Below are 20,103 nucleotides of genomic sequence, written 5' to 3'. Positions count from 1 at the left end.
CACCTCCAAATAAAAACAGGAACAACCGTTAAGCTGCGTTGTTCCTTTGAATTTTTTTCTGTGTATTTGCTAGCCAGCTCTTAAAAAAATGTTTCTCATAGAATAATGATGACTTCCCCATCTTCAATGACCGCCTCATAAGTTTTCACACAGCCGACATCCGGTGCTTGAACCTTTCCATCGGTTACATTTATTTTCCAATCATGCATGGGACAGAAGACATGGTCTCCGCTGACCATACCTTCCGCTAACACACCGCCTTTATGCGGACAGCGGTTTTCAATTGCCCGGATCTCTCCGGATGCCAGGCGGAAAAGGGCAATTTCCAGCGGTCCAATCTTAACGGTTTTGCCTATTTCTTTCGGAATTTCATTGACTTCTCCCACTTTAATACGGTAACGGATCGCTTCCACCACCTAATCCCCCCTTATTTCATATCCACAGGCACTTTTACCGTTTCATAAAGCTCCTTGCGAATATCGCTGCTGTTGATCGCCTCCTGCCATGGATCTTTCAACACTGTCAGTGCTTCGTCCATACGTCGATTCAACACATCCCTGGTTTCTTTGTCCTCTAATACGGATTTGATATGGTCCAATCCCATTCTTTCTACCCATTTGGAAGTCCGCTCTAAATAGTTTGCCGTCTCCCGGTAATATTGAATGTACGCACCCGTCATTTCCATGACCTCATCTTGGGTTTTCACCTTACAGAGAAGGTCTGCCGCTCTTAAATGGGTTCCGCCGTTTCCGCCGACGTAGAGTTCCCATGCCCCATCAACACCGACCACCCCAAGGTCTTTTATGCCGGATTCGGCACAGTTTCTCGGACAAGCTGACACGGCCATTTTCACCTTATGCGGGGTACTTAAGCGCTCAAATTTCTTTTCCATCATAATGCCCATCCCGATAGAATCTTGGGTTCCAAATCGGCAGAAACTTTCGCCCACGCAGGTTTTTACCGTGCGAAGCGATTTTCCGTAGGCATATCCGGACGGCATGTCAAGGTCGGCCCACATTTTCGGCAGATCCTCTTTCTTCACGCCCAATAGGTCAATCCGCTGCCCGCCGGTCAGTTTAATTAACGGGACAGCATACTTCTCTGCCACATCGGCAATTTTTCTCAATTCTTCTGCATTCGTTACACCGCCGTACATTCTAGGGACAACCGAATAGGTACCATCCTTCTGAATGTTGGCATGCATCCTTTCGTTTACAAACCGGGATTCTCGTTCATCGTGATACTTTACCGGATCGAGCATGCCTAAATAATAGTTGAGCGCCGGCCTGCATTTGGAACAGCCATCTTCCGTCTTCCAGCCAAGAACATTCATGACTTCTCTTGTGTGGCTGAGCCCCTTTTCACGGATGGCCTCGACCACTTCATCTCTTGTTAAGGTGGTACAGACGCAAATCGGTTCCTTTTGATCGGCTATGTTGAACTTATCCCCTAAGGTGTATTCGAGCAAATCGGTTACAAGCGGTTTGCATCCGCCGCAGGATCGGCAGGCATTTGTGCACCCTTTCACTTGTTCAACACTGGTCAGCCCCTGTGTTTGAATGGAACTGACGATTGTGCCTTTGGTAACGCCATTACAGCCACAGATGATTTCCTCATCCGGCAAGGAAGCAACGAAACTGGTCCCCGTTTGTTCACTCTGATCGCTCTCGGTGTACTCAAAAATATCTGCGCCTTTTTTTATGAGCCGGAGCAGCCGGTTGCCTTCACTGGTGTCTCCAAACAACACGGCCCCGATGATTTTCCCATCCCGAATCAGGATTTTTTTATACATCCCCCGGTAATCGTCAAACACTTTCATCGTTTTGATTTGCTCATTCTCAAAGATTTCGCCGGCAGAAAAAACATCCACTCCCGACACCTTTAATTGCGTAGAAACGGTAGAGCCTAAATAAGCCTTCGTCTCTTGGCCGCAAATGGCTTTCGCCAAGACTTTGCCCTGTTCATACAGAGGGGCAACTAAACCATAAACGGTCCCTCGATGCTCGGCGCATTCGCCTACTGCATAGACATTGGCCATTTCGGTTTCCATAAAATCATTGACCAGAATGCCGCGATTGACGGGAATTCCGCTGTCTTTTGCCAATTGGACATTCGGCCTGATGCCAACAGCCATGACAACCAAATCGGCCGGCACGACTTCTCCATCACTGAAGAGCAGCCCTTCGACTTTGCCATCACCGATAATTTCCTTTGTTTGTTTTTCAAGGTAAAAATTCATTCCCTGCAGTTCCAGTTCCTTTTGCAATAACTGTCCGGCTGTTTGATCCAGCTGTCTTTCCATCAAATAATTAGAGAGGTGAACCACACTGACTTCCATTCCCAGGTTCAGCAGTCCCCTGGCGGCTTCGAGTCCTAACAAACCTCCACCGATGACAGCGGCCTTTTTATAGGATTTTGCATAATCAATCATTTTTTCACAGTCTTTGATATCACGGAAAGCTGTAACCCCTGGCTTCTCAGCACCTGGGATTGGCAGCATAAACGGCAGGGAACCTGTAGCCAGGATTAATTTGTCATAATCCACCTGACGTCCTTTGTCTGTTAACACCATTTGTCCTTTAGGGTCGATTCGGACAACAGTCTCTCCAGGATATAAAAGAATATGATTCTCCTCATACCAGTTCCAGTCATTAATGGTGATATCCTTTATGGTTGTATCTCCTTGGAGAACCTTTGATAATTGAATCCGATTATAGTTGGGATAGGGCTCGCTCCCGAAAATGGTGATTTCATATTGAGCTGGTTCCAGCTTGATGATTTCTTCAATACAGCGGACGCCTGCCATACCATTACCTACTAACACTAGCTTCTGCTTTGTCACATCTTCCCCTCCATCTATCTGTCATGTCGTGTCAATATAGATAACATAATAATCGGATTACTCTGACTGTTCAATCAACCTGTTATATAATCTAACATCGTTTTTCATACTACAAACTTTTATCCTATCACATAGGAAAAAAGAATGAGATAAGTCTGTTATACTATTTGACAATAATTTTAAGAACGGAATGGCCGTCGATGAACTTGTAGAGTTGATAAGGTGAACGACATCATGTATCGTAAAAACATCATCATGAAAAGAGGGATTGTTTTGAATATATTGTGGGATTTTGATGGAACGCTGTTTGACACCTACCCGGCTCTTGTCAGGGGATTTATCGAATTAAGCGGCAAGGAACTGGACGCTGCGGAAGTGCTAGGGTGGTTAAAAAAAGACTCCAAAACAGCATTTAAACACTATGGAATTAATGAAAGACATCGAGGAAAATATCAAGAGTTGTATAATCATTACTCAAGGCTGACCAGCAAGCCATTCGATCACCTCGAGGAAGCTTTATCCTTGGCGGAACATAATGTGATTGTGACCCACCGCGACAAAGAATCAACACTCTACCTCCTGGACAAATATGATTTGGCCAAATACTTTACAGAAATAGTATCCGTGGAAGAACAAGGCTTCACCAGAAAGCCCCACACCTCCGCCTATGAACATGTTCTAAAAACATACCGCATCGACCTAGTCGTAGGCGACCGTGACCTCGACCTCATACCGGCCAGAAAACTAAACATCCAAACAGTCGCCTTCCAAAACCCAAACATCGAAGCCGACAATCACATCAACAGCTATACAGAATTTAAACAAGCGGTATTAAATGGGGACAGGCCCCCGGCACTTTAACGCATTACCATGGCGGGGGCCTGTCCCCCGCCACGTTAATGCGGTGCTCCGGTGGGGGCCTGTCCCCATGCTTTTCGTTGTCTTACGGAGTAATGTCTCATCGATTTGGGAATTCCTTTTAGTTCTAGCTGCTGGTTGTAGACCAGATGTCTGATCCGGTATTCCAGGTAGGAGTCGCTTACGGGTTCTTGCATTTGGCCAAGTGTTGCCCCTACCACTCTTGCGGTCAATATAAAGTCGTTTTGTTGTTGCAAATTCTTAATCGTGTCGAGAATGAGTGAATCATAATAATCTTCGGAGACGCTGATAATCCTGTTGTCTTTCCATATCCTTAAAACTTGTTTTCCTTCCGCTAACTCCCGCCATTCTTCTTGATATTGGCGCTTTTCCTCATCCGATAAAGGTTTGCCCTTTGCCGTTTCAAAGATTTGTTTTAATTTATCCGGATGGATCTCACTGGTATGTGTAATATGGTGATATTCGTCCTGCACGTCGATCATTTCGTGATAGCAATCCGTTGAATTGATTAAATAGAGTTCATTCGCCTTCCCGCCCAGCAAGGTTAGAATGTACCGGATTCCGGTTTGCTCTTTGGCATTATTGGCCGTCCATAGATAAATCGGCACTTGTTCCGGAATATCTTCGATTTCTAAAAGTGTATTAATAAATTTCGTTTCCTGCTCATAATCATCCATCTCGGTATTAATATTCTCACCCATCCACTGGAATCGGAAATCCTGACCGATTTTTTCATGAAGCCTCCAAAGCGGGCCAATCTCAAAGAAATCCGGGAACCCAATGACTGTCTTCGGCCGCTCGAGCCCAAACCTTAACGAACCGGCTGCCGATTCCGAAATTGTAATATGTACTGGCTCGTAATCGTCAGGCTTGCGGTGTTTTTGGATTTGCTTATTGATGTTCTCGAGCATAAAAATATGATCATCTAGTTTTATAGCATAACCTCTCCCCACAAGCGGCTGGTAGTCTTCATGATGAAACCCATCAAACTCACCTGGACCATCGATTTCATAGGTTTGCCACTCTCCTGTATGATGAAGATCATCCAGAGTTAAATATTGACCGGTTTCAATTTTATAGACAAAGACCACATTAGGTTCGATGAAAAAATAAATATAGGGATAATTTGCTTTTGTTCTCATTTTTTCTTGGCTCCTTCATCTAAGTTAAAAACAATTTCCTGCCCTGTCGGTTTAGCCTTGAATGGATCCTTATACTCTTTAAAAGTAAATATTAATCCTGAAACATCCTCCGGTATCCCTGGCGAGACAATAAAGTTCCTGCTGTATTGTCCGGTCGTCCCACGTCCGGTATCCATCCAGCATTCGTACCCTTCTCCCATATCCAGTTCGAGAAAGGTATGGTCCTTGTGCCGCATATGCCGCAAATCCTGCTCCTCCTCCGTTTCATGCCAATCGCAATTCAATTGGACAACACTGGCATTGTCAAACTGGCGGATAAACGAGAGTGTATACAACCGGTCATTTTTTTCAACAGCCTTTAGGATGGGAACCTGTTTGATAAAGTTCCTCGGCTCAACCCGAGGTTTAAATTGCTCTTCATCTCTCAACAATCCAAATAACGAGTTTAACAAATCCTCATACAAATCATATTTTACAGCCCATTCCGACATAGAATCAGCCGGCGGGAACCCCGGGTTGTGGTCCGGCATGTCCCCGCGCTTTTTCAACAACGCACAGATTTGTTCATCAATAGGAAGCAGCCGAACATCATAAAAGTCTGTGGGACGCTCAAACGGCAAACGTTTCATTTCCTTTCCTCCTCAAACTGTTCATTACTTCTAGACTACCAAATATTGGTGCATATATAAATAAGCTCTGTTCCAATCGATAATTAAGATCAACATAGAAAACGACCCTAATAGAGTCGTTAACTTTCTTTCATTTATGCCTCTCCTATTCCCATTCCTAATAACAAAAAGAAGAATAAAACTAAAGTGGCACCATTTAAAATTACGCTAATAATAATATTTGACCATTTTTTCGATAAAATGGCGAAAACGATTCCTGCTATTGCTAGGATACTGAACACTAATAGGAAAATACCTGGATACTTATTGTTTTCATTAACAAAAAAAGATAATGCTATGCAGATACCAACCATTAATAAAGAAAGCCGGCCATACTTATTCATTTAGTCCCTCCATCTCTATATTTTATAAATGGATTATATCTCAATTTTGAAATATATGGTAAATAAGTTTATTGTTTCAAACGCATCAAAATTTGTGAAAACGACCTTAAAAATGGTTCAAACAGCTCCAATCTGGTAAAATCATGAAAAACCATACGGAGGAGAAACCATGATTACATTTCCTTATTTAAAAAAAGGAGCAACAATCGGAATAACAGCACCTTCTTCCGGTGTGCCGCCTGAGCTGCACCCTTTAGTAAAACTTGCTTGCCAACGAATGGAGCAAGAAGGTTACCAAACAATGTGCGGCGGGACAGTGTGGACGCAGGCTAAGGCGAAGTCGGCTCCAGCCAAAAAACGGGCGGCCGAATTCAATGAAATGATGAGCAACGATACAGTGGACATCCTGATTCCTCCATGGGGTGGAGAACTATTAGTGGAAATTCTTGAACAGGTCGACTTTGAAAATATGAAAAATAAATGGGTATTAGGATACTCAGACATAAGCGGATTGCTGCTGGCCATCACGTTAAAAACCGGTAGGGCCACAGCTCATGGCACAAATTTAGTAGACTTGCGTGGAGATTATTCGGATGAAACGACGAAGATGTGGCAGAACGTTTTATCTACGAAACCAGGGGAATCCGTCGTTCAACATTCCTCTGCCTTGTATCAAAAGGAATGGAACCATGACTCGCCTTCCCCGTGTGTTTTTCACTTGACGGAAAGGACAGTGTGGAAATCCATACCGAGTGCCAAAATAGAGATAGAAGGCCGGCTTCTTGGCGGGTGCATCGACATTATCAGACATCTGATTGGAACCCCCTTCGGCGATGTTCAGGGCTTCAGGGAAAAATATCTCTCCGGGGAACCAGTTATTTGGTATCTAGAAAACTGCGAACTGAATACAGCTGATTTGCGCCGGTCTTTGGTCCAAATGAAGCTGGCGGGATGGTTTGACGGCTGCTCCGGTCTGATGTTCGGCCGCAGTCCAGCCAATAAACCCATAGATAACTACACTGCGGAGGATGTCTATCAAGAACTGGCTGTCGAGCTGGACATCCCGGTTATTTATGATATCGACTGCGGACATGTGCCGCCACAGATGACATTGATCAATGGCGCTTTTGCAAAAGTTGCAGTTGCCGACGGCGAGGGCACCGTCACCCAATATTTCCGGCCGTAGTTTAATTAGACAAGGAAGTGTAAGCATGACTGAACCATGGTCACCGGAGCACGCTGTTACGATTAACAGGGCCACAAGCATAATTCAAAAACAGTTTCCACAGCTGCAGCCTGTCCGTGTAACGAATTTAGGGGAGGGCTTTGATAATTCCGTTTTTCGTGTGAATAACCAATATGTTTTCCGGTTTCCGCGGAGAGAAATTGCCGCAAACCTAATGAGAACCGAATGCCGGATACTCCCCTCCATCGCGCCGAAAATGCCCATTCCAATTCCCAACCCGCTATTTTTAGGAATGGCAGAAGGGGATTATCCTTGGCCATTTGCCGGATATGCATTGTTAAGGGGAAAAACTCCGACCGCGTTGACGGAGGAACAGCGAATCCAATCGGCAAAACCCTTAGCCCTTTTTTTAAAAAAACTGCACGGTTTTCCACTAAAGAAGGCAGAGGAACTGCAAATTCCCTATGATCAGCTAGGCCGGATGGATGTGGTAAAAAGAAAACCCATACTGGAGGCCAATTTGGAAAAAGCCACACGATTATTGGATTCTGACCTAGTGGATAAACTCCAGCAATTTTTTTCAACCATAAACGCCCCCTTTGGAGATAAGGCTCTAACATTGGTCCACGGTGATTTGCACTTTAAAAATCTGCTTGTGGATGACAATGGGCAGCTTTCAGCTGTTATCGATTGGGGCGACACACATATCGGCCACCCCGCCGTCGATTTATCAATTGTTTACGGCTTTTTACCAGCCTCAGGCAGAAACGAGTTTTTCCATTGGTACGGGGAAATAAAGCCGGAATGGAAAACAACCGCGAAGTTTAAAGCTATGTATACACTCATCATGCTTTTATTGTATGCAGACGATCAGGAGGACCGGGAGTTAGTGAACGAATGTGGTGCTACATTACATTTAGCATTAGATTAATTCGGTAACGTTCGCCAGTTTATTTTTTTCAAAAAACAAGAAGGACAGCACCCTGAGTTCAAGGTCTGTCCTTCTTGTGTTTAGGTTAGATCATTAAAATCTCCCGGATATCCTCCTCGGTAAGCACCGCCATGGCTTTCTCGTCGGAATCAAGAACCTCCTGGACAAGATGGCGCTTTTTTTCCTGCAGTTCATTCATCTTCTCTTCAATCGTCCCGCGAGCCACGAGCTTAATCACCTGAACAGTATTCTTTTGGCCCATCCGATGCGCACGGTCTGCCGCTTGCTCCTCGACAGCCGGGTTCCACCACGTGTCATACAAAATAACCGTATCGGCCCCCATCAAATTCAAGCCGGTCCCGCCTGCCTTTAAAGAAATCAAAAACAAATCCCGTTCCCCACGGTTAAACCGCTCACAAATTTGCACCCGTTCTTCCGCAGGGGTTTGCCCGTCGAGATAAAAGAACGGCTGCCCCTTCATGGTCAATTCGCGGCCAATAATCTCCAGCATTTTAGTAAACTGCGAAAAAATCAGCACCCTTCTTCCGGTTTGCCGAGATTCCTCTAAAATCCGCATCAGCTGTTCAAATTTGGCGGAACTGCCTGAATAGCCATCGACAAACAATCCAGGGTGACAGCAAATTTGCCGCAGGCGTGTCAAACCGGCCAAAATTCTAATCCGGTTTTTCCGAATCGTGTCTTTATCCAAATGCTTCAACGTGTCGTGCCGCAGCTTCGAGAGGTAGGCGGCATACAGTTTCTTTTGGTCATCGAACAGTTCCACTGATTCCAGTGACTCCCTTTTTTCGGGAAGCTCGGAAAGAACGTCCTCCTTCATCCTGCGTAACAAAAACGGCCTGATTCTTCGGGCAATCTTTTCCCTTGTCAGTTGGCTAAAATCCTTTAATCCGAGGAAAAGCTCAGGAAAGACCACATGAAAAATCGACCATAGCTCTTCTAATGAATTCTCAACCGGCGTTCCGGTCAAGGCAAACCGGTACCGTGACGGCAGCCTTTTTACAGCCCGCGCTGTCTGGGTCAAAGGATTTTTAAAAGCTTGAGCTTCGTCAAAAAACACAGTATGGAAATATTGCTTCTCCAGCCAAGGGATTTCCCGCCGCACTAGTGGATAGGAGATGATCATCACATCGGGCTTCTGTCTTTCATTTAAAAGCTTCGTCCGCTCCGCTTTAGTTCCGTCGATGACAACCGCGTGCAAACCGGGAGCAAACTTTTTCAATTCGCTGAGCCAATTATAGGTCACGGATGACGGGCAAACGACGAGGACCGGCTGCTTTTGTTCACGGATTTCCGGCAGCACTGACACAATAAAGCTTATGCTTTGAATCGTTTTCCCAAGTCCCATGTCATCCGCCAGAATGCCGCCGAAGCCATATAACGCCAGTGTTTTCATCCATTTAAACCCGACCTTTTGATAGTCCTTCAAAATCGGATCCAAGCTTTCAGGGACTTCAAATTTTAACCGGCTGGGATGATGCAGATCATCGAGTAACGAGCGGAACGATTTCTCCAGGTTAAAGGCATCACTCACCTCAACCGTGTCGAGAAGCTGTAAACACTTTTCGAGCGGCAAATCCAGCCCATTGGCCAAATCTTGATTTTGAGCGAGCGGCGACTGGAGGAACCGTTGAATTTCCTCGAACTCCCTCGTTTGCAACGAAAGCAGTGACCCGTTTGGCAGCCGGTAATATTTCCGCCTTTCCTCCAAAGCCTGCAGGACCTCACGAATCTCTCCATCGGAAATCCCATTCATTTCAAACTTGAATTCAAGCCAATTGGTCCGCTCCTTTTTGACCTTTACCCGAACATGAGGAATCATGCTTTTGTGGACAATTCGATTTCTTACGCCCGTTGTGGCATAGATTTGCACGAACTTTTGGAGTTTGGGAACGACATGGACCAAAAACTCATACTCGAGCTCCTCATTATGCAAAAAATAACCGCCGTCCGTCTTGGCAAAAGAGCTGTCATCCATTATTTTTAAAATTCGATTTTCCTTTTCCACATCACGAATCAACAGGCTGCCTGTAGGCAATTCCCTGTTTTCCAATGGATTGATGATCCAATTTTCATAATGAAATTCGAGTCCGGCCAGAAGCAGGTTATTCACACGGTCCAGATAGAGCTTCGCCTTCAAGGGAGTACTCATCCATTTTTTAGCCACAGCTTGGGATACAGTAACCTGTCCCAGTCTTTTCAACCCTTGGGCTGTTTTTTCAAGGAAAAGTGGCACTTGTTCTATGGGAATGGGAATTGAATTGGTTCCTGAGGCTTCAAGCATTCGCTTCATGTCCAAAAGACGTTGAAGGTCCTGACTTTCGAGCTCCTTTATTTTTCCATCATATAAAACAGACTGATAGGAATCGAGGACCATCAGTTGGTCAAGGCCACTTACCTTCAGCTGATATCCCTCGTGCTCAGTTATGGAAAAATTAAATTGTAATTGCAGCGTGCCGGTTATCATTCGAAGGCCTTTATAAGATTGGCCGTTGGATTCTACCGTCACATCAGGTGCATCAAGCAAAACCGGTAAAAGGCGTGCCCATGATGATGGCGGGATGAGAATCAAATCGGCTCCCCTATTGGGTGCATGGGTTCCATATACTTGTTCGTCACGGATGACTTGGTTGAGCTCTTGAAGAACCGCATCCGCTTCTCTCTCAAAACAAAAATGCTCAGCGTCAAATAGCAACGAGTCAGATATGGCGTAAGCTTGACCCTTTAAAGCGTGGCTAATAAAACTCCGGAGATCATTGACCTGATCCGGACCTATCGACATTCCGACCCCAACCAAATACTGGCCTTTACCTGTCTCGACTGGTTTACAGATAAAGGCGGCATCAAGCACGGTACGTTGTTCGAAGTGACGAAGATGGCCGGTCGGCCGAATGGACGATGGAGTAAAAAGACTGAGAAAACCTTCCGTTAGTTCTCCGGCGACAAGCGCAGGCGCTGTTTTTTGCCGCTGATGTTCGTGAATGGCGATTAAAACAGCAGCAACGTGCTGACACTCCTTGTCAAAGGAGGCTAATTTAGGGCAGGTGCATTCCGATTGGATGTTTCCGCTGGTATCCGTTTGAATCTTGACATGAAACTTTTCTTCTCCCGTTACCGTTGCCAGGCAACGATCCGGAAAATATTGTTGAAAAGTAACTTTTTGGTTCCGGTAAAAATACTCCCCTCGTTTGAAGGAGATACCGCCGCACATTTCTTTGATGATTTTTTGATTTACGTGAAAGTTCATGACGACTTACTCCTCCCAGTGGGGTTATTTGTACATTTTGGTATCCGAACAGTTAATAAACTACATTTTAACACATAAAAGCATAAGCCTAGGTTAAAATAACACAAAAATGGAGATGTCTCTACACGGTAAAGGAAGGATGTTAATGCAAGAAAGAAACGATTCCAATCGTTTAACCTCGCCTGAAATTTCCAATATCTGGACCCATTACGCCCGCGAAACTTTATCGGTATGTGTGACAAAATATATGTTAAAAATCGTAAAAGATAAAGAGATATCTAATCTGCTGCAAACCGCTCTGGATTTATCCAATCAACATATCCGTACGCTTATAGATTTGTTTACCAAAGAAAATTTTCCGGTTCCGAAGGGATTCTCAGATCAAGATGCTAATTATGATGCACCCCCACTGTTTTCTGACCTTTTTTGCTTGTATTACCTACATACGATGACTCAACACGGATCGCAGTCCTATAGCCTTGCATTTAGCGTGTCGATTCGCAAAGATATCAGGGATTTTTATTATCAATGCAATTTGGACACGATGAACCTTTATAATAAGTCCCTTGATTTGCTGATAGCAAAAAATTGGTTCGTTAAACCTCCACTATATGCGCTTCCCAACCATGTTCAGTATGTGAAGAGTCTGAGTTATATGACAGATGTATTCGGGGAACGCCGCTCGATGAATACCATGGAATCAGGGAATATTTTCTTTAATCTGCAAAAAAGCCGGTTATCCAAGGCTTTAATTATTGCATTTAGACAGGTTTGTAAAGATCATGCTGTCAATAAATTTTTGGACAAGTGCATACAACTAAAAAACAAACATATTGGCGTTTTCTCCAATTTGTTATTAAAGGAAAATTTTCATACGGCACCAACGTTGGACACAGAAATCACGACATCCACAGTGTCCCCTTTTTCCAATCGGCTGATGGCGTTCCATGCCGGTTTCTTACTTTCAGCTGCCATTAGCTATTACGGTGCTGCCAGCACAGCAAGCGCGAGAGTCGACATCACCACCAATTGTGAAAAAGCGATTATGGAAGACTTTCTTGTATTCGGATCCTTCTCTAAACTAGTGATAAAAAAAGGCTGGTTAGAAGAACCCCCCTTTGCCGATGACCGATTGGTGATAATATAAGGTCAATGTTTTACGAACAGACATCCCCACTTCAAGGGAAATATAATCTCCCAGATGAGTGCAAAAGCAGCCGGATGGCTGCTTTTCATTGTTTTTCATATATTCCGTATTTGATGAGTTCAAAGAGTTGGTCGACCTGATCCAAAGCCTTGTTTTCCCAGTCGGGAGAATCGATATCCACCATGTATTGCTTTTTAAATCCCTCAAAAACCCATGAAATAAATTGAAATGCTTGATGGACACTGATTCCATGCCTCAAGTCATCGACAGGAAGCTTGCTGATCAGCTCTTTGACAATCGCTTCGCTGTATTGATGTGAAAGCTGCAGGACCTTTTGATAAACTGGATGTTCGTGCTGATTGGAAACATGTTGGAACGTCTTGAAAAACAGGGGTTCCTCCTTAAAAAACTCCATTTCCCTTAACGTGGACCAACGTAAAATCTCAAAAAAATCACTTGGCAGGGACCGGTTATAACGATTCATCCAGTAAAGCTTTTTCTCCATTTTTTGCTGCATGAGATATATAAATAGCTGCTCCTTGGTCGAAAAATACTTGAATAACACACCTTTTGAAATATGTGCATTCTCGACAATACGGTTTGTAGATGCAAGGTCAAACCCATATTCGGCAAATTCAGCAAGGGCAGCCTGTATAATCATTTCCTGCTTTTCTGCAGGCTGCTTTGAAAATAATTCCATCCCTTTACTTGTATTCATAACGAACGCCCGCTAATTCAGGAAGCTCAATCCCCCTTATGAAGTTATAGGCAACTTGATTAAATGGGTCCTTTCTCATGATGGTAACAGGATCAAATCCTTGATGAAAGCCTGCCATGACAGCATGCTGAATCTCGTTAAAAATGGTTCTTGCCCCTTTTTCTTCATCAATCCCATATGATTTCCGGTCACCGTATGCTATTAGTGTTGGAACGGAAATCGTTTTTAAATATGTTTTTATGTTAGGAAACCGCATCGTTTTAAGGGCAATAAATGAATCCTTTGTAAATTTTATCGACTTGGCCATCATTTGACGGGTATATACCTGATCCTCTGCATTCCCTTTATATAAACTATAGGTTGCTTTATTGATGAAGCTGACGGGCAGTACTTTTGCCAGCAGCACCGTAAGCCCCGTGACCCACTTGCTGTACTGGTCCGGAAACTCACACCAGGCATCAGCCAGAATGAGACTATTCACATATTCCGGATGGGTGTAAGCAAAAATCTGAGCAATAACCCCTCCCATAGATACTCCAATTACATGAGCTTTTTTTACACCCAAATGTTCTAATAATTCCGGGAGGTCTGCCGCCATCGCTTCAAGCGTGAACTTGTTCTCGGGAAATGCCGTCGTGGATTCCCCATGTCCCCGCATATCCGGCAAAATAAGCTGATAGTGTTTTGAAAAGAAGTCCAATTGGGGCTCCCACATTTTCCAAGTGCCGCCCATCCCATGTAACAATAAGATGGGGTCGCCATTACCAATTACCTCATAATGAATATTTCCACCATGAACATTAACAACCGCCATTGCTTTTCAACCTCCCCGCTTTCATGACCACATGGTCACAACACGATTATAGAAATTTTTTCCATACCAGTCAATCATAATTACAAATAAACTTCATGCACCGCTTTAACGTGGCGGGGGCCTGTCCCCCATCACGTTAAAGCTTTAATGCAGCGGGGGACAGGCCCCCACCGCATTACCGTATTAGCGCAGAGGTTTGTCCAAAATTAATTTGTTTCTAACATTTAGTTAATAGTTTATTAATATTCTGGGTTTATAGTGATGTTAGTGGGGATAGCGTGTGTGGCTATCATGGTATTGGGCGAAGGTGGAGCCGGTACTTTATGTTTTGGAGGTTTTCTTAGTTAGGAAATTTTAGGCTAGGAGGGAATGCTTGGGAAGCGTTTTGGTGTAAGCGCTTCATTACACGGTTGAGGACAATTATAGGAAGCATTCCTTCGTAGCGCCCAATTATGACAACGAAAAAAAGTATCATTCGCTCAGGTAAAGACGAATGATACTTTTTCATTTTAAGAATATTGGATTGAATTTTTGAGGTTAGATAAATCTAAATCCTTGTATCCACAAATCCGCAAAACGCATCCACCGGACTGACCCCTTTAAACTCAGAGCGTCCCATTAATTTTTCCACGAGCACCTCAAGTGTCTGCTTCCTGCTGTCGTACGCATTAATGTATGTCTTGACTTGCGGCACATCGGCCAAATGGTATGGATATTGAACAGAAATGAAAATAGTTGGCACCTCATGGATATAGAATGGAATATCCGGTGTCCCTTTACTTGCCGGCCATACGATTCTTTGCACGGTTCCCGGGTTCACATTCGCCATATTGATGATGAGATCATAATGGTCGGTCAGTTCAGTGATTGGCCGTTTCTGTGCATAGACATTAGCAATCGCTGCCCCTCTTTCTTCTTCCGGAAGCTTCATGATTCTCTCTTCTGTGGATTCCCAAACTGTTACTTCAAATCCTTGGGCCTCTAACAATTCTTTCATCATATCGACAGCTTTGTCCTTGCTTCCAATCAAGGCGCCAAACCCGCCCTGCACGCCTTTTACATCCACCAATAATACGCGTTTGTATTTTTCCGGAGTGACCGGCCAGATATCTTGTTTGTCTTTTACTAAAGTAATGGCTTTATCCGCCACTTCCTTAAACAATGCTTTATTTTCCGGAAGGCCGATTTTTGCCAACGCTTCTTCTTTTGGCTGCAAAATCTCTGTACTTGCTATTTTATGGAGGCCGAGCATCGCCTTCAAGCCCAATATCCGCTCTAATGCTTCTTGCAGGCGGTCTTCCGTAATGATTCCTTCTTTATAGCCGTTCATCATGTACCCGAAGTCTTCATCCGGGTCATTCAAGAATAAGAACAAATCACAGCCGGCAGCGATAGCTGTTGGAAGCAGTTGGCTTCGCTTCATGGCGCCAGTCAGACCAAGCATATGGCTCGCATCTGTAACAACGACACCATTAAAGCCTAGCTTCCCGCGTAAAAGATTAGTTGTAATTTCTTTAGAAAGTGTTGCTGGCAATAATTCTTCATCTTTCACATTAGGGTTAAAGAACCGCTGATAGGCAGGCATATGAATATGGCCGGCCATAATTGAAGGAAGCCCAGCATCAATTAATCCTTGATAAACCTTGCCATACGTCTTGTCCCACTCTCCGGTTGACAAGCTGTTAACGCTGAAGGATAAATGCTGATCCCGCTCATCCACGCCATCACCAGGCCAGTGTTTGGCGGCAGGAGCAATCCCGCTTTCCCGAATTCCCTTCATGTAAGCCAGACTCAATTCCAGCACTTTATCCGGATCAGAGCCAAAGGAACGGCTGGAGATGATGGGGTTGCGCCAATTATAATTAATATCCACGATGGGGGCAAAGCTCCAGTTACAGCCGATGGCCGACGCTTCTACACCTGATACGCGGCCCATTTCGTAAGCGTAGTTCACTTCGTTGGCTGCTCCGATTTTCACTTCCACCCCTACTTCTGTTCCATCCGTACAGGCCCCGTTCCCGCCTGCCTCTGTATTGGCGGCAATCAGCAATGGAATCTTGCTGTTTTCTTGAAGAATTCTATTTTGCTCATATACTTCTTCTGCTTTGCCGGGGTTATAACGGACGCCAGCGATATGATAATCATTTAGCACACTTTTGAGATATTCTTCGGTCCGGCTCGAACCCATATTAATAAACAATTGGCCAATCTTTTCTTCAATAGACATAGAATCAATGGTTTCTTTTACCCATTTGATATCGGAATCAGATAGATAGTACGGTTTTGCTTTCAAATCAACCTTTACCATGTTGTACTCTCCTTTTTCGTTGCAAGTTTGAATTCTTTAAAAAACTTGGTAGGTAAGACACTCATTCAATATTGCTTCTTGTATACTAGTATACTATTATTTTTAAAAAAATCCAGCCTTTCCGAAACCGTTAACATAAAATTCATAGAATAATACGCGCCAAAAATTTTCTAAATCCTCTTAAAATTAAGTTGAGAATTTATCTTTTTTGTGATTGGATTAAAAACTAGGAGGGATACAACATGAAGGGGAAAATGAGGCTCGTCGTAACCATGCTCATTTTTGGGAGCATCGGGCTATTTGTCAAAAACATTGATTTATCGTCAAGCGAAATTGCGTTTCTAAGAGGGGTAATCGGCAGTTTGTTCCTGCTTTTAGCCAGTTTCTTGGTCAAGCACAAACCATCCATAAAGGCATTAAAACAAAACGCCATCCTGCTTTTGGTATCGGGTGCTGCCATCGGACTAAACTGGATTTTCCTATTTGAATCTTATCGGTACACAACCATTTCCAATGCGACCATCAGCTATTATTTTGCGCCGGTGTTCGTCATGATTCTGGCCCCGTGGGTCCTTAAGGAAAAACTGACGGGAGGCAAAATCGTCTGCATCATCCTGGCCATGGCGGGTTTATTTTTAATTGTGAACCCTGGTTCAGGCAGTGCAGATGGCTCGCAAAATCATATGCTGGGCATTTTCTACGGCCTATTGGCAGCAGCCTTATATGCCAGTGTCATCTTGATGAATAAATTTATCAAAAATTTATCCGGTTTTGAAATCACGCTTGTCCAATTGATGGCTGCAGCACTAGTTCTACTTCCTTATATCGGTTGGAAGGGGCAGCTGAACTTTGCCGGGTTAAACTCGAAATCCATTCTATTTATCTTGATATTAGGGATCATTCACACGGGGTTAGCGTACTTTTTATACTTTACCTCCATCCAGAAATTAAAAGGGCAGACCATCGCGGTCCTCAGCTACATCGACCCGATCTCAGCCGTCATCTTCGCCGCCATTTTTCTAAACGAAAGCATGACCTGGATGCAAATGATCGGCGGAATCCTGATACTAGGTTCCACCTTCGCCAGCGAAAAACTAGAAACGAAAATCGAAAAAAACCAGCAAACCACCACCACATAAACATTTCACCGCTTTAACGCAGTGGGGGCCTGTCCCCCACTGCGTTAAAGCGACAGCTTCTCGCCACTGTTCAATTAACTGAGGCTAGAAATTTGGAGGTTATGTCGTCGAGTCCGATTCCGGTTGCTTGCCGAAGACTTTCTTCAAAGTTGCCGGTCTGATTGGTGGATTGGATGATTTTCTTGATTATGCCCTCTCCGAACGTATCAATAAGATATTTGATAGCAAAATAGCTCTGCTCATATACGTTTGTGTTCTCTTATTTCCTTGCTTCTTGCCATTGTGTTTTGTCTGCCAGTTGCCCAAAAGGTATGATCCTAAATTCGGAGTATTCTACCATAGTCTGGTCATTCCCGACATATTCTGATATTCCTTCATTAAACCAGGTTGGATAAGCTGAGATCCCCGCTTTCGATTTTTCCGCCATTCGTTGAAAGATATAGTGAGTGTATTCGTGCAGGATAGATTTTTGAAAGAAATACAATTGGGTTTCATTCTTTTCTAAGATGGATTCCTTGTTACTGTAACTGATGGCCATTAACTTATCAAAATCAGAATAAAATCCGGATATATTTTCAAAGTCCGCGAATTCACTCATCTCGTCCCCGTTCTCAAACACGATAAAATCCACATGTTTTTCTTTAACAGCTCCAAAAAGTTCTTTGTTTATGGCTTTCGCCCAATCAATTGTTTCTTTTGTTATAGGCAGGAGCTCCGAAAAATCATCATGGTAGTAAATAGAGATTGCTCCATAATCCATCCTTTGCCTATCCGCTTTTCGTTTGTTTTCCCATTCACTCTCAAAATTCAGCGATAAAACACTTTTAATAGATTGAAAATAGGAAATCCGTTCATGCGTCCGTTTTTCCAACTCATTATGGATAAATATACTGGCCCCAATGGCAAGTAATAGAATAATGGCTAATGCCACGAGAGTAATAGCCATCAGTCTCTTCAACAACTTCTTCATTTCCCCGCCTTCCTCAATTTTCTTATAGTTTGCCGATTCTTTTTACCAGTTTATCTCAGAATTGTTAGTTGTTCAAAGTTTTGTCAAAACATTTCGAACAAAATTTGAACTTCTCACTATTGCCATGTTTTTTACCGTCAAATTTTATATATTAATGGTGTAAAGAAAAAACAAAAGAATTTAAGGGGTGGAAAAACATTATGTTTAACAAATTTTTAAGAGAAAACAAATACGCTGCTATCATTCTTACGGTTTTACGTTTATATCTTGGCTACTCTTGGTTTACTGCAGGACTTGGGAAATTAACTGGAGGGGGCTTTGATGCTTCCGGATTCTTAAAAGGCGCAATTGCCAACCCGGTTAAAGGTCCTGATGGCGCAGTAGTTTTTGGCTGGTACGTTGAATTCTTAAAAGGGATCGCACTTCCAAACGTCCATGTATTCAACTTTATCGTTCCTTGGGGTGAAACATTGATTGGTTTAGGATTACTGCTAGGCTGCCTCACAACAGCTGCCATGTTCTTCGGATTGTTCATGAACTTCATGTTCTTCTTGGCAGGAACCGTATCTCATAACCCTAGAGACATTTTCTTAGGCTTCATCATCTTAACCGCAGGCTACAACGCCGGCAGAATTGGATTAGACCGCTGGGTCGTACCATTCATCAGAAAGTTCACCAACAAAAATGCCACAGCTGAAAAAAACAAGTCCGCGGCCTAGCAAAGCAAAAGACGATTCAGGTACACTGAATCGTCTTTTTTTCTTTCCATAGGCCCTCTTTCCACTTATGGAAAATCAAAACAAAGCCTTTTCTCCTCATATCTGATATAATGGGTATGTTTTTTTCACAACAGGAGGAACTCCTATGGACCAATTATTGCAATTAAACACCATCTTTATCAGTATTGTAATAGAAGCGATCCCGTTTATTATTATCGGGTCTTTCGTCTCAGCGTTGATTGAAGTATTTGTCTCTGAAAATATGATTGTACGCATCATGCCAAAAAATAGAATTCTATCCGTCATTACCGCTAGTTTGGTAGGGGCATTATTTCCAGGATGTGAATGTGGAATCATTCCCATCACAAAAAGATTAGTAGAAAAAGGCGTTAGCCTCCCGGCAGCCATTTCGTTTATGCTCACAGGACCGATCATCAACCCAATCGTTCTATTTTCGACCTACATTGCATTCGGAAACAGCTGGACCATGGTCTGGTACCGTTCTGGGTTTGCCATCGCGGTTTCGATTTTAGTGGGGATTGTCCTTTCATTCGTGATCAAGGAAAACCAATTGAAAGTCAACCATGACGAACACGTTCACGTTCATGACCATTCCCATCAAAATACGAAGCAAAAATTGTGGAGTGTCATTACCCATACGATTGATGAGTTTTTCAACGTAGGGAAGTTTTTGGTGATGGGTTCTATAATCGCATCAGCCATGCAGACCTATATTCCAACCGCAACACTTGCCACGCTTGGCCATAGCAAAGTGGCCGCTGTCCTCGTCATGATGGCGCTGGCGTTCATTTTATCGATTTGTTCTGAAGCGGATGCCTTCGTGGCTTCATCGTTCAGAAATACATTTTCACAAAGCTCAATTGTCACATTTTTGGTGTTCGGCGCCATGGTGGATATTAAAAATTTACTCATGATGTTTGGAACATTTAAACCGAAATTCGTCATCCTCCTCGTTTCGTTAATTTCAGGATTCGTATTTATCGGCTCACTTTTACTGTAAAGGAGGGAAT

The 20,103-nt window shown here is 43.6% G+C and carries 17 protein-coding genes; 7 read left to right on the top strand and 10 right to left on the bottom strand.

Going from position 1 to position 20,103, the window contains the following annotated elements; all coding sequences use genetic code 11:
* Positions 1 to 95 precede the first annotated feature (95 nt).
* Together nirD and nirB are read right to left on the bottom strand one after the other, a co-directional pair.
* Positions 96 to 416 (bottom strand): nitrite reductase small subunit NirD, encoded by a 321-nt coding sequence (gene nirD, locus ACY8D0_RS00685; RefSeq protein WP_154663505.1) that lies wholly within the window; start codon positions 414 to 416, stop codon positions 96 to 98.
* Between the two features lie 11 nt (positions 417 to 427).
* Entirely contained in the window at positions 428 to 2,842 is a 2,415-nt protein-coding gene (gene nirB / locus ACY8D0_RS00680) for a nitrite reductase large subunit NirB (protein ID WP_462408597.1), read from the bottom strand.
* 234 nt (positions 2,843 to 3,076) lie between these two features.
* Here nirB and ACY8D0_RS00675 point away from each other — a divergent pair, with 234 nt between their 5' ends.
* Positions 3,077 to 3,703 carry an HAD hydrolase-like protein gene (locus ACY8D0_RS00675; protein ID WP_462408596.1) on the top strand — a complete coding sequence of 209 codons (627 nt, stop codon included), beginning with the start codon at positions 3,077 to 3,079 and terminating at the stop codon, positions 3,701 to 3,703.
* A gap of 35 nt (positions 3,704 to 3,738) precedes the next feature.
* Here ACY8D0_RS00675 and ACY8D0_RS00670 read toward each other — a convergent pair whose 3' ends face one another.
* From ACY8D0_RS00670 to ACY8D0_RS00660, 3 genes are all read right to left on the bottom strand, one after another.
* Positions 3,739 to 4,863 (bottom strand): DUF1835 domain-containing protein, encoded by a 1,125-nt coding sequence (locus ACY8D0_RS00670; protein ID WP_462408595.1) that lies wholly within the window; start codon positions 4,861 to 4,863, stop codon positions 3,739 to 3,741.
* Positions 4,860 to 5,492, bottom strand: a complete 633-nt coding sequence (locus ACY8D0_RS00665; protein WP_462408594.1) for a hypothetical protein — start codon at positions 5,490 to 5,492, stop codon at positions 4,860 to 4,862. Before ACY8D0_RS00665 ends, ACY8D0_RS00670 begins: the two co-directional genes overlap by 4 nt.
* Before the next feature lie 134 nt (positions 5,493 to 5,626).
* Positions 5,627 to 5,875 carry a hypothetical protein gene (locus tag ACY8D0_RS00660; RefSeq protein ID WP_462408593.1) on the bottom strand — a complete coding sequence of 83 codons (249 nt, stop codon included), beginning with the start codon at positions 5,873 to 5,875 and terminating at the stop codon, positions 5,627 to 5,629.
* Between the two features lie 169 nt (positions 5,876 to 6,044).
* On the opposite strand from ACY8D0_RS00660, the gene ACY8D0_RS00655 reads away from it, so the two are divergent.
* Complete coding sequence (locus ACY8D0_RS00655; RefSeq protein WP_462408592.1) at positions 6,045 to 7,061, top strand: S66 family peptidase; 1,017 nt, start codon at positions 6,045 to 6,047, stop codon at positions 7,059 to 7,061.
* Positions 7,062 to 7,086: 25 nt separating this feature from the next.
* The gene (locus ACY8D0_RS00650; RefSeq protein ID WP_462408591.1) at positions 7,087 to 7,992 is read left to right on the top strand and encodes a phosphotransferase; all 906 of its coding nucleotides are present in this window, start codon (positions 7,087 to 7,089) and stop codon (positions 7,990 to 7,992) included.
* 85 nt (positions 7,993 to 8,077) lie between these two features.
* Here the strand turns inward: ACY8D0_RS00650 and ACY8D0_RS00645 are convergent, their stop codons facing one another.
* Positions 8,078 to 11,257, bottom strand: a complete 3,180-nt coding sequence (locus tag ACY8D0_RS00645; RefSeq protein WP_462408590.1) for a DEAD/DEAH box helicase — start codon at positions 11,255 to 11,257, stop codon at positions 8,078 to 8,080.
* A gap of 145 nt (positions 11,258 to 11,402) precedes the next feature.
* On the opposite strand from ACY8D0_RS00645, the gene ACY8D0_RS00640 reads away from it, so the two are divergent.
* On the top strand, positions 11,403 to 12,404 hold the full coding sequence (locus tag ACY8D0_RS00640) for a DUF3231 family protein (protein WP_462408589.1): 1,002 nt from the start codon (positions 11,403 to 11,405) through the stop codon (positions 12,402 to 12,404).
* A gap of 85 nt (positions 12,405 to 12,489) precedes the next feature.
* Here ACY8D0_RS00640 and ACY8D0_RS00635 read toward each other — a convergent pair whose 3' ends face one another.
* From ACY8D0_RS00635 to ACY8D0_RS00625, 3 genes are all read right to left on the bottom strand, one after another.
* Entirely contained in the window at positions 12,490 to 13,122 is a 633-nt protein-coding gene (locus ACY8D0_RS00635; RefSeq protein ID WP_462408588.1) for a TetR/AcrR family transcriptional regulator, read from the bottom strand.
* Positions 13,109 to 13,936 carry an alpha/beta fold hydrolase gene (locus ACY8D0_RS00630; protein ID WP_462408587.1) on the bottom strand — a complete coding sequence of 276 codons (828 nt, stop codon included), beginning with the start codon at positions 13,934 to 13,936 and terminating at the stop codon, positions 13,109 to 13,111. Before ACY8D0_RS00630 ends, ACY8D0_RS00635 begins: the two co-directional genes overlap by 14 nt.
* Before the next feature lie 547 nt (positions 13,937 to 14,483).
* Positions 14,484 to 16,244, bottom strand: a complete 1,761-nt coding sequence (locus ACY8D0_RS00625; protein ID WP_462408586.1) for a glycoside hydrolase family 3 protein — start codon at positions 16,242 to 16,244, stop codon at positions 14,484 to 14,486.
* 242 nt (positions 16,245 to 16,486) lie between these two features.
* On the opposite strand from ACY8D0_RS00625, the gene ACY8D0_RS00620 reads away from it, so the two are divergent.
* Positions 16,487 to 17,383 carry a DMT family transporter gene (locus tag ACY8D0_RS00620; RefSeq protein ID WP_462408585.1) on the top strand — a complete coding sequence of 299 codons (897 nt, stop codon included), beginning with the start codon at positions 16,487 to 16,489 and terminating at the stop codon, positions 17,381 to 17,383.
* Between the two features lie 259 nt (positions 17,384 to 17,642).
* Here the strand turns inward: ACY8D0_RS00620 and ACY8D0_RS00615 are convergent, their stop codons facing one another.
* A complete protein-coding gene (locus tag ACY8D0_RS00615; protein WP_462408584.1) occupies positions 17,643 to 18,353 on the bottom strand; it encodes a hypothetical protein in 711 nt (236 codons plus the stop codon).
* 200 nt (positions 18,354 to 18,553) lie between these two features.
* Here ACY8D0_RS00615 and ACY8D0_RS00610 point away from each other — a divergent pair, with 200 nt between their 5' ends.
* Both ACY8D0_RS00610 and ACY8D0_RS00605 read left to right on the top strand, forming a co-directional pair.
* Positions 18,554 to 19,072, top strand: coding sequence for a DoxX family membrane protein (locus tag ACY8D0_RS00610; protein WP_462408583.1), 519 nt, complete (start codon positions 18,554 to 18,556; stop codon positions 19,070 to 19,072).
* A 145-nt stretch (positions 19,073 to 19,217) separates the two neighbouring features.
* Positions 19,218 to 20,093, top strand: a complete 876-nt coding sequence (locus ACY8D0_RS00605) for a permease (RefSeq protein ID WP_462408582.1) — start codon at positions 19,218 to 19,220, stop codon at positions 20,091 to 20,093.
* The last annotated feature ends 10 nt before the right edge of the window (positions 20,094 to 20,103 follow it).

The sequence above is a fragment of the Neobacillus camarae genome (assembly GCF_054950115.1).
This window is presented reverse-complemented; position numbering and strand designations above follow the sequence as displayed.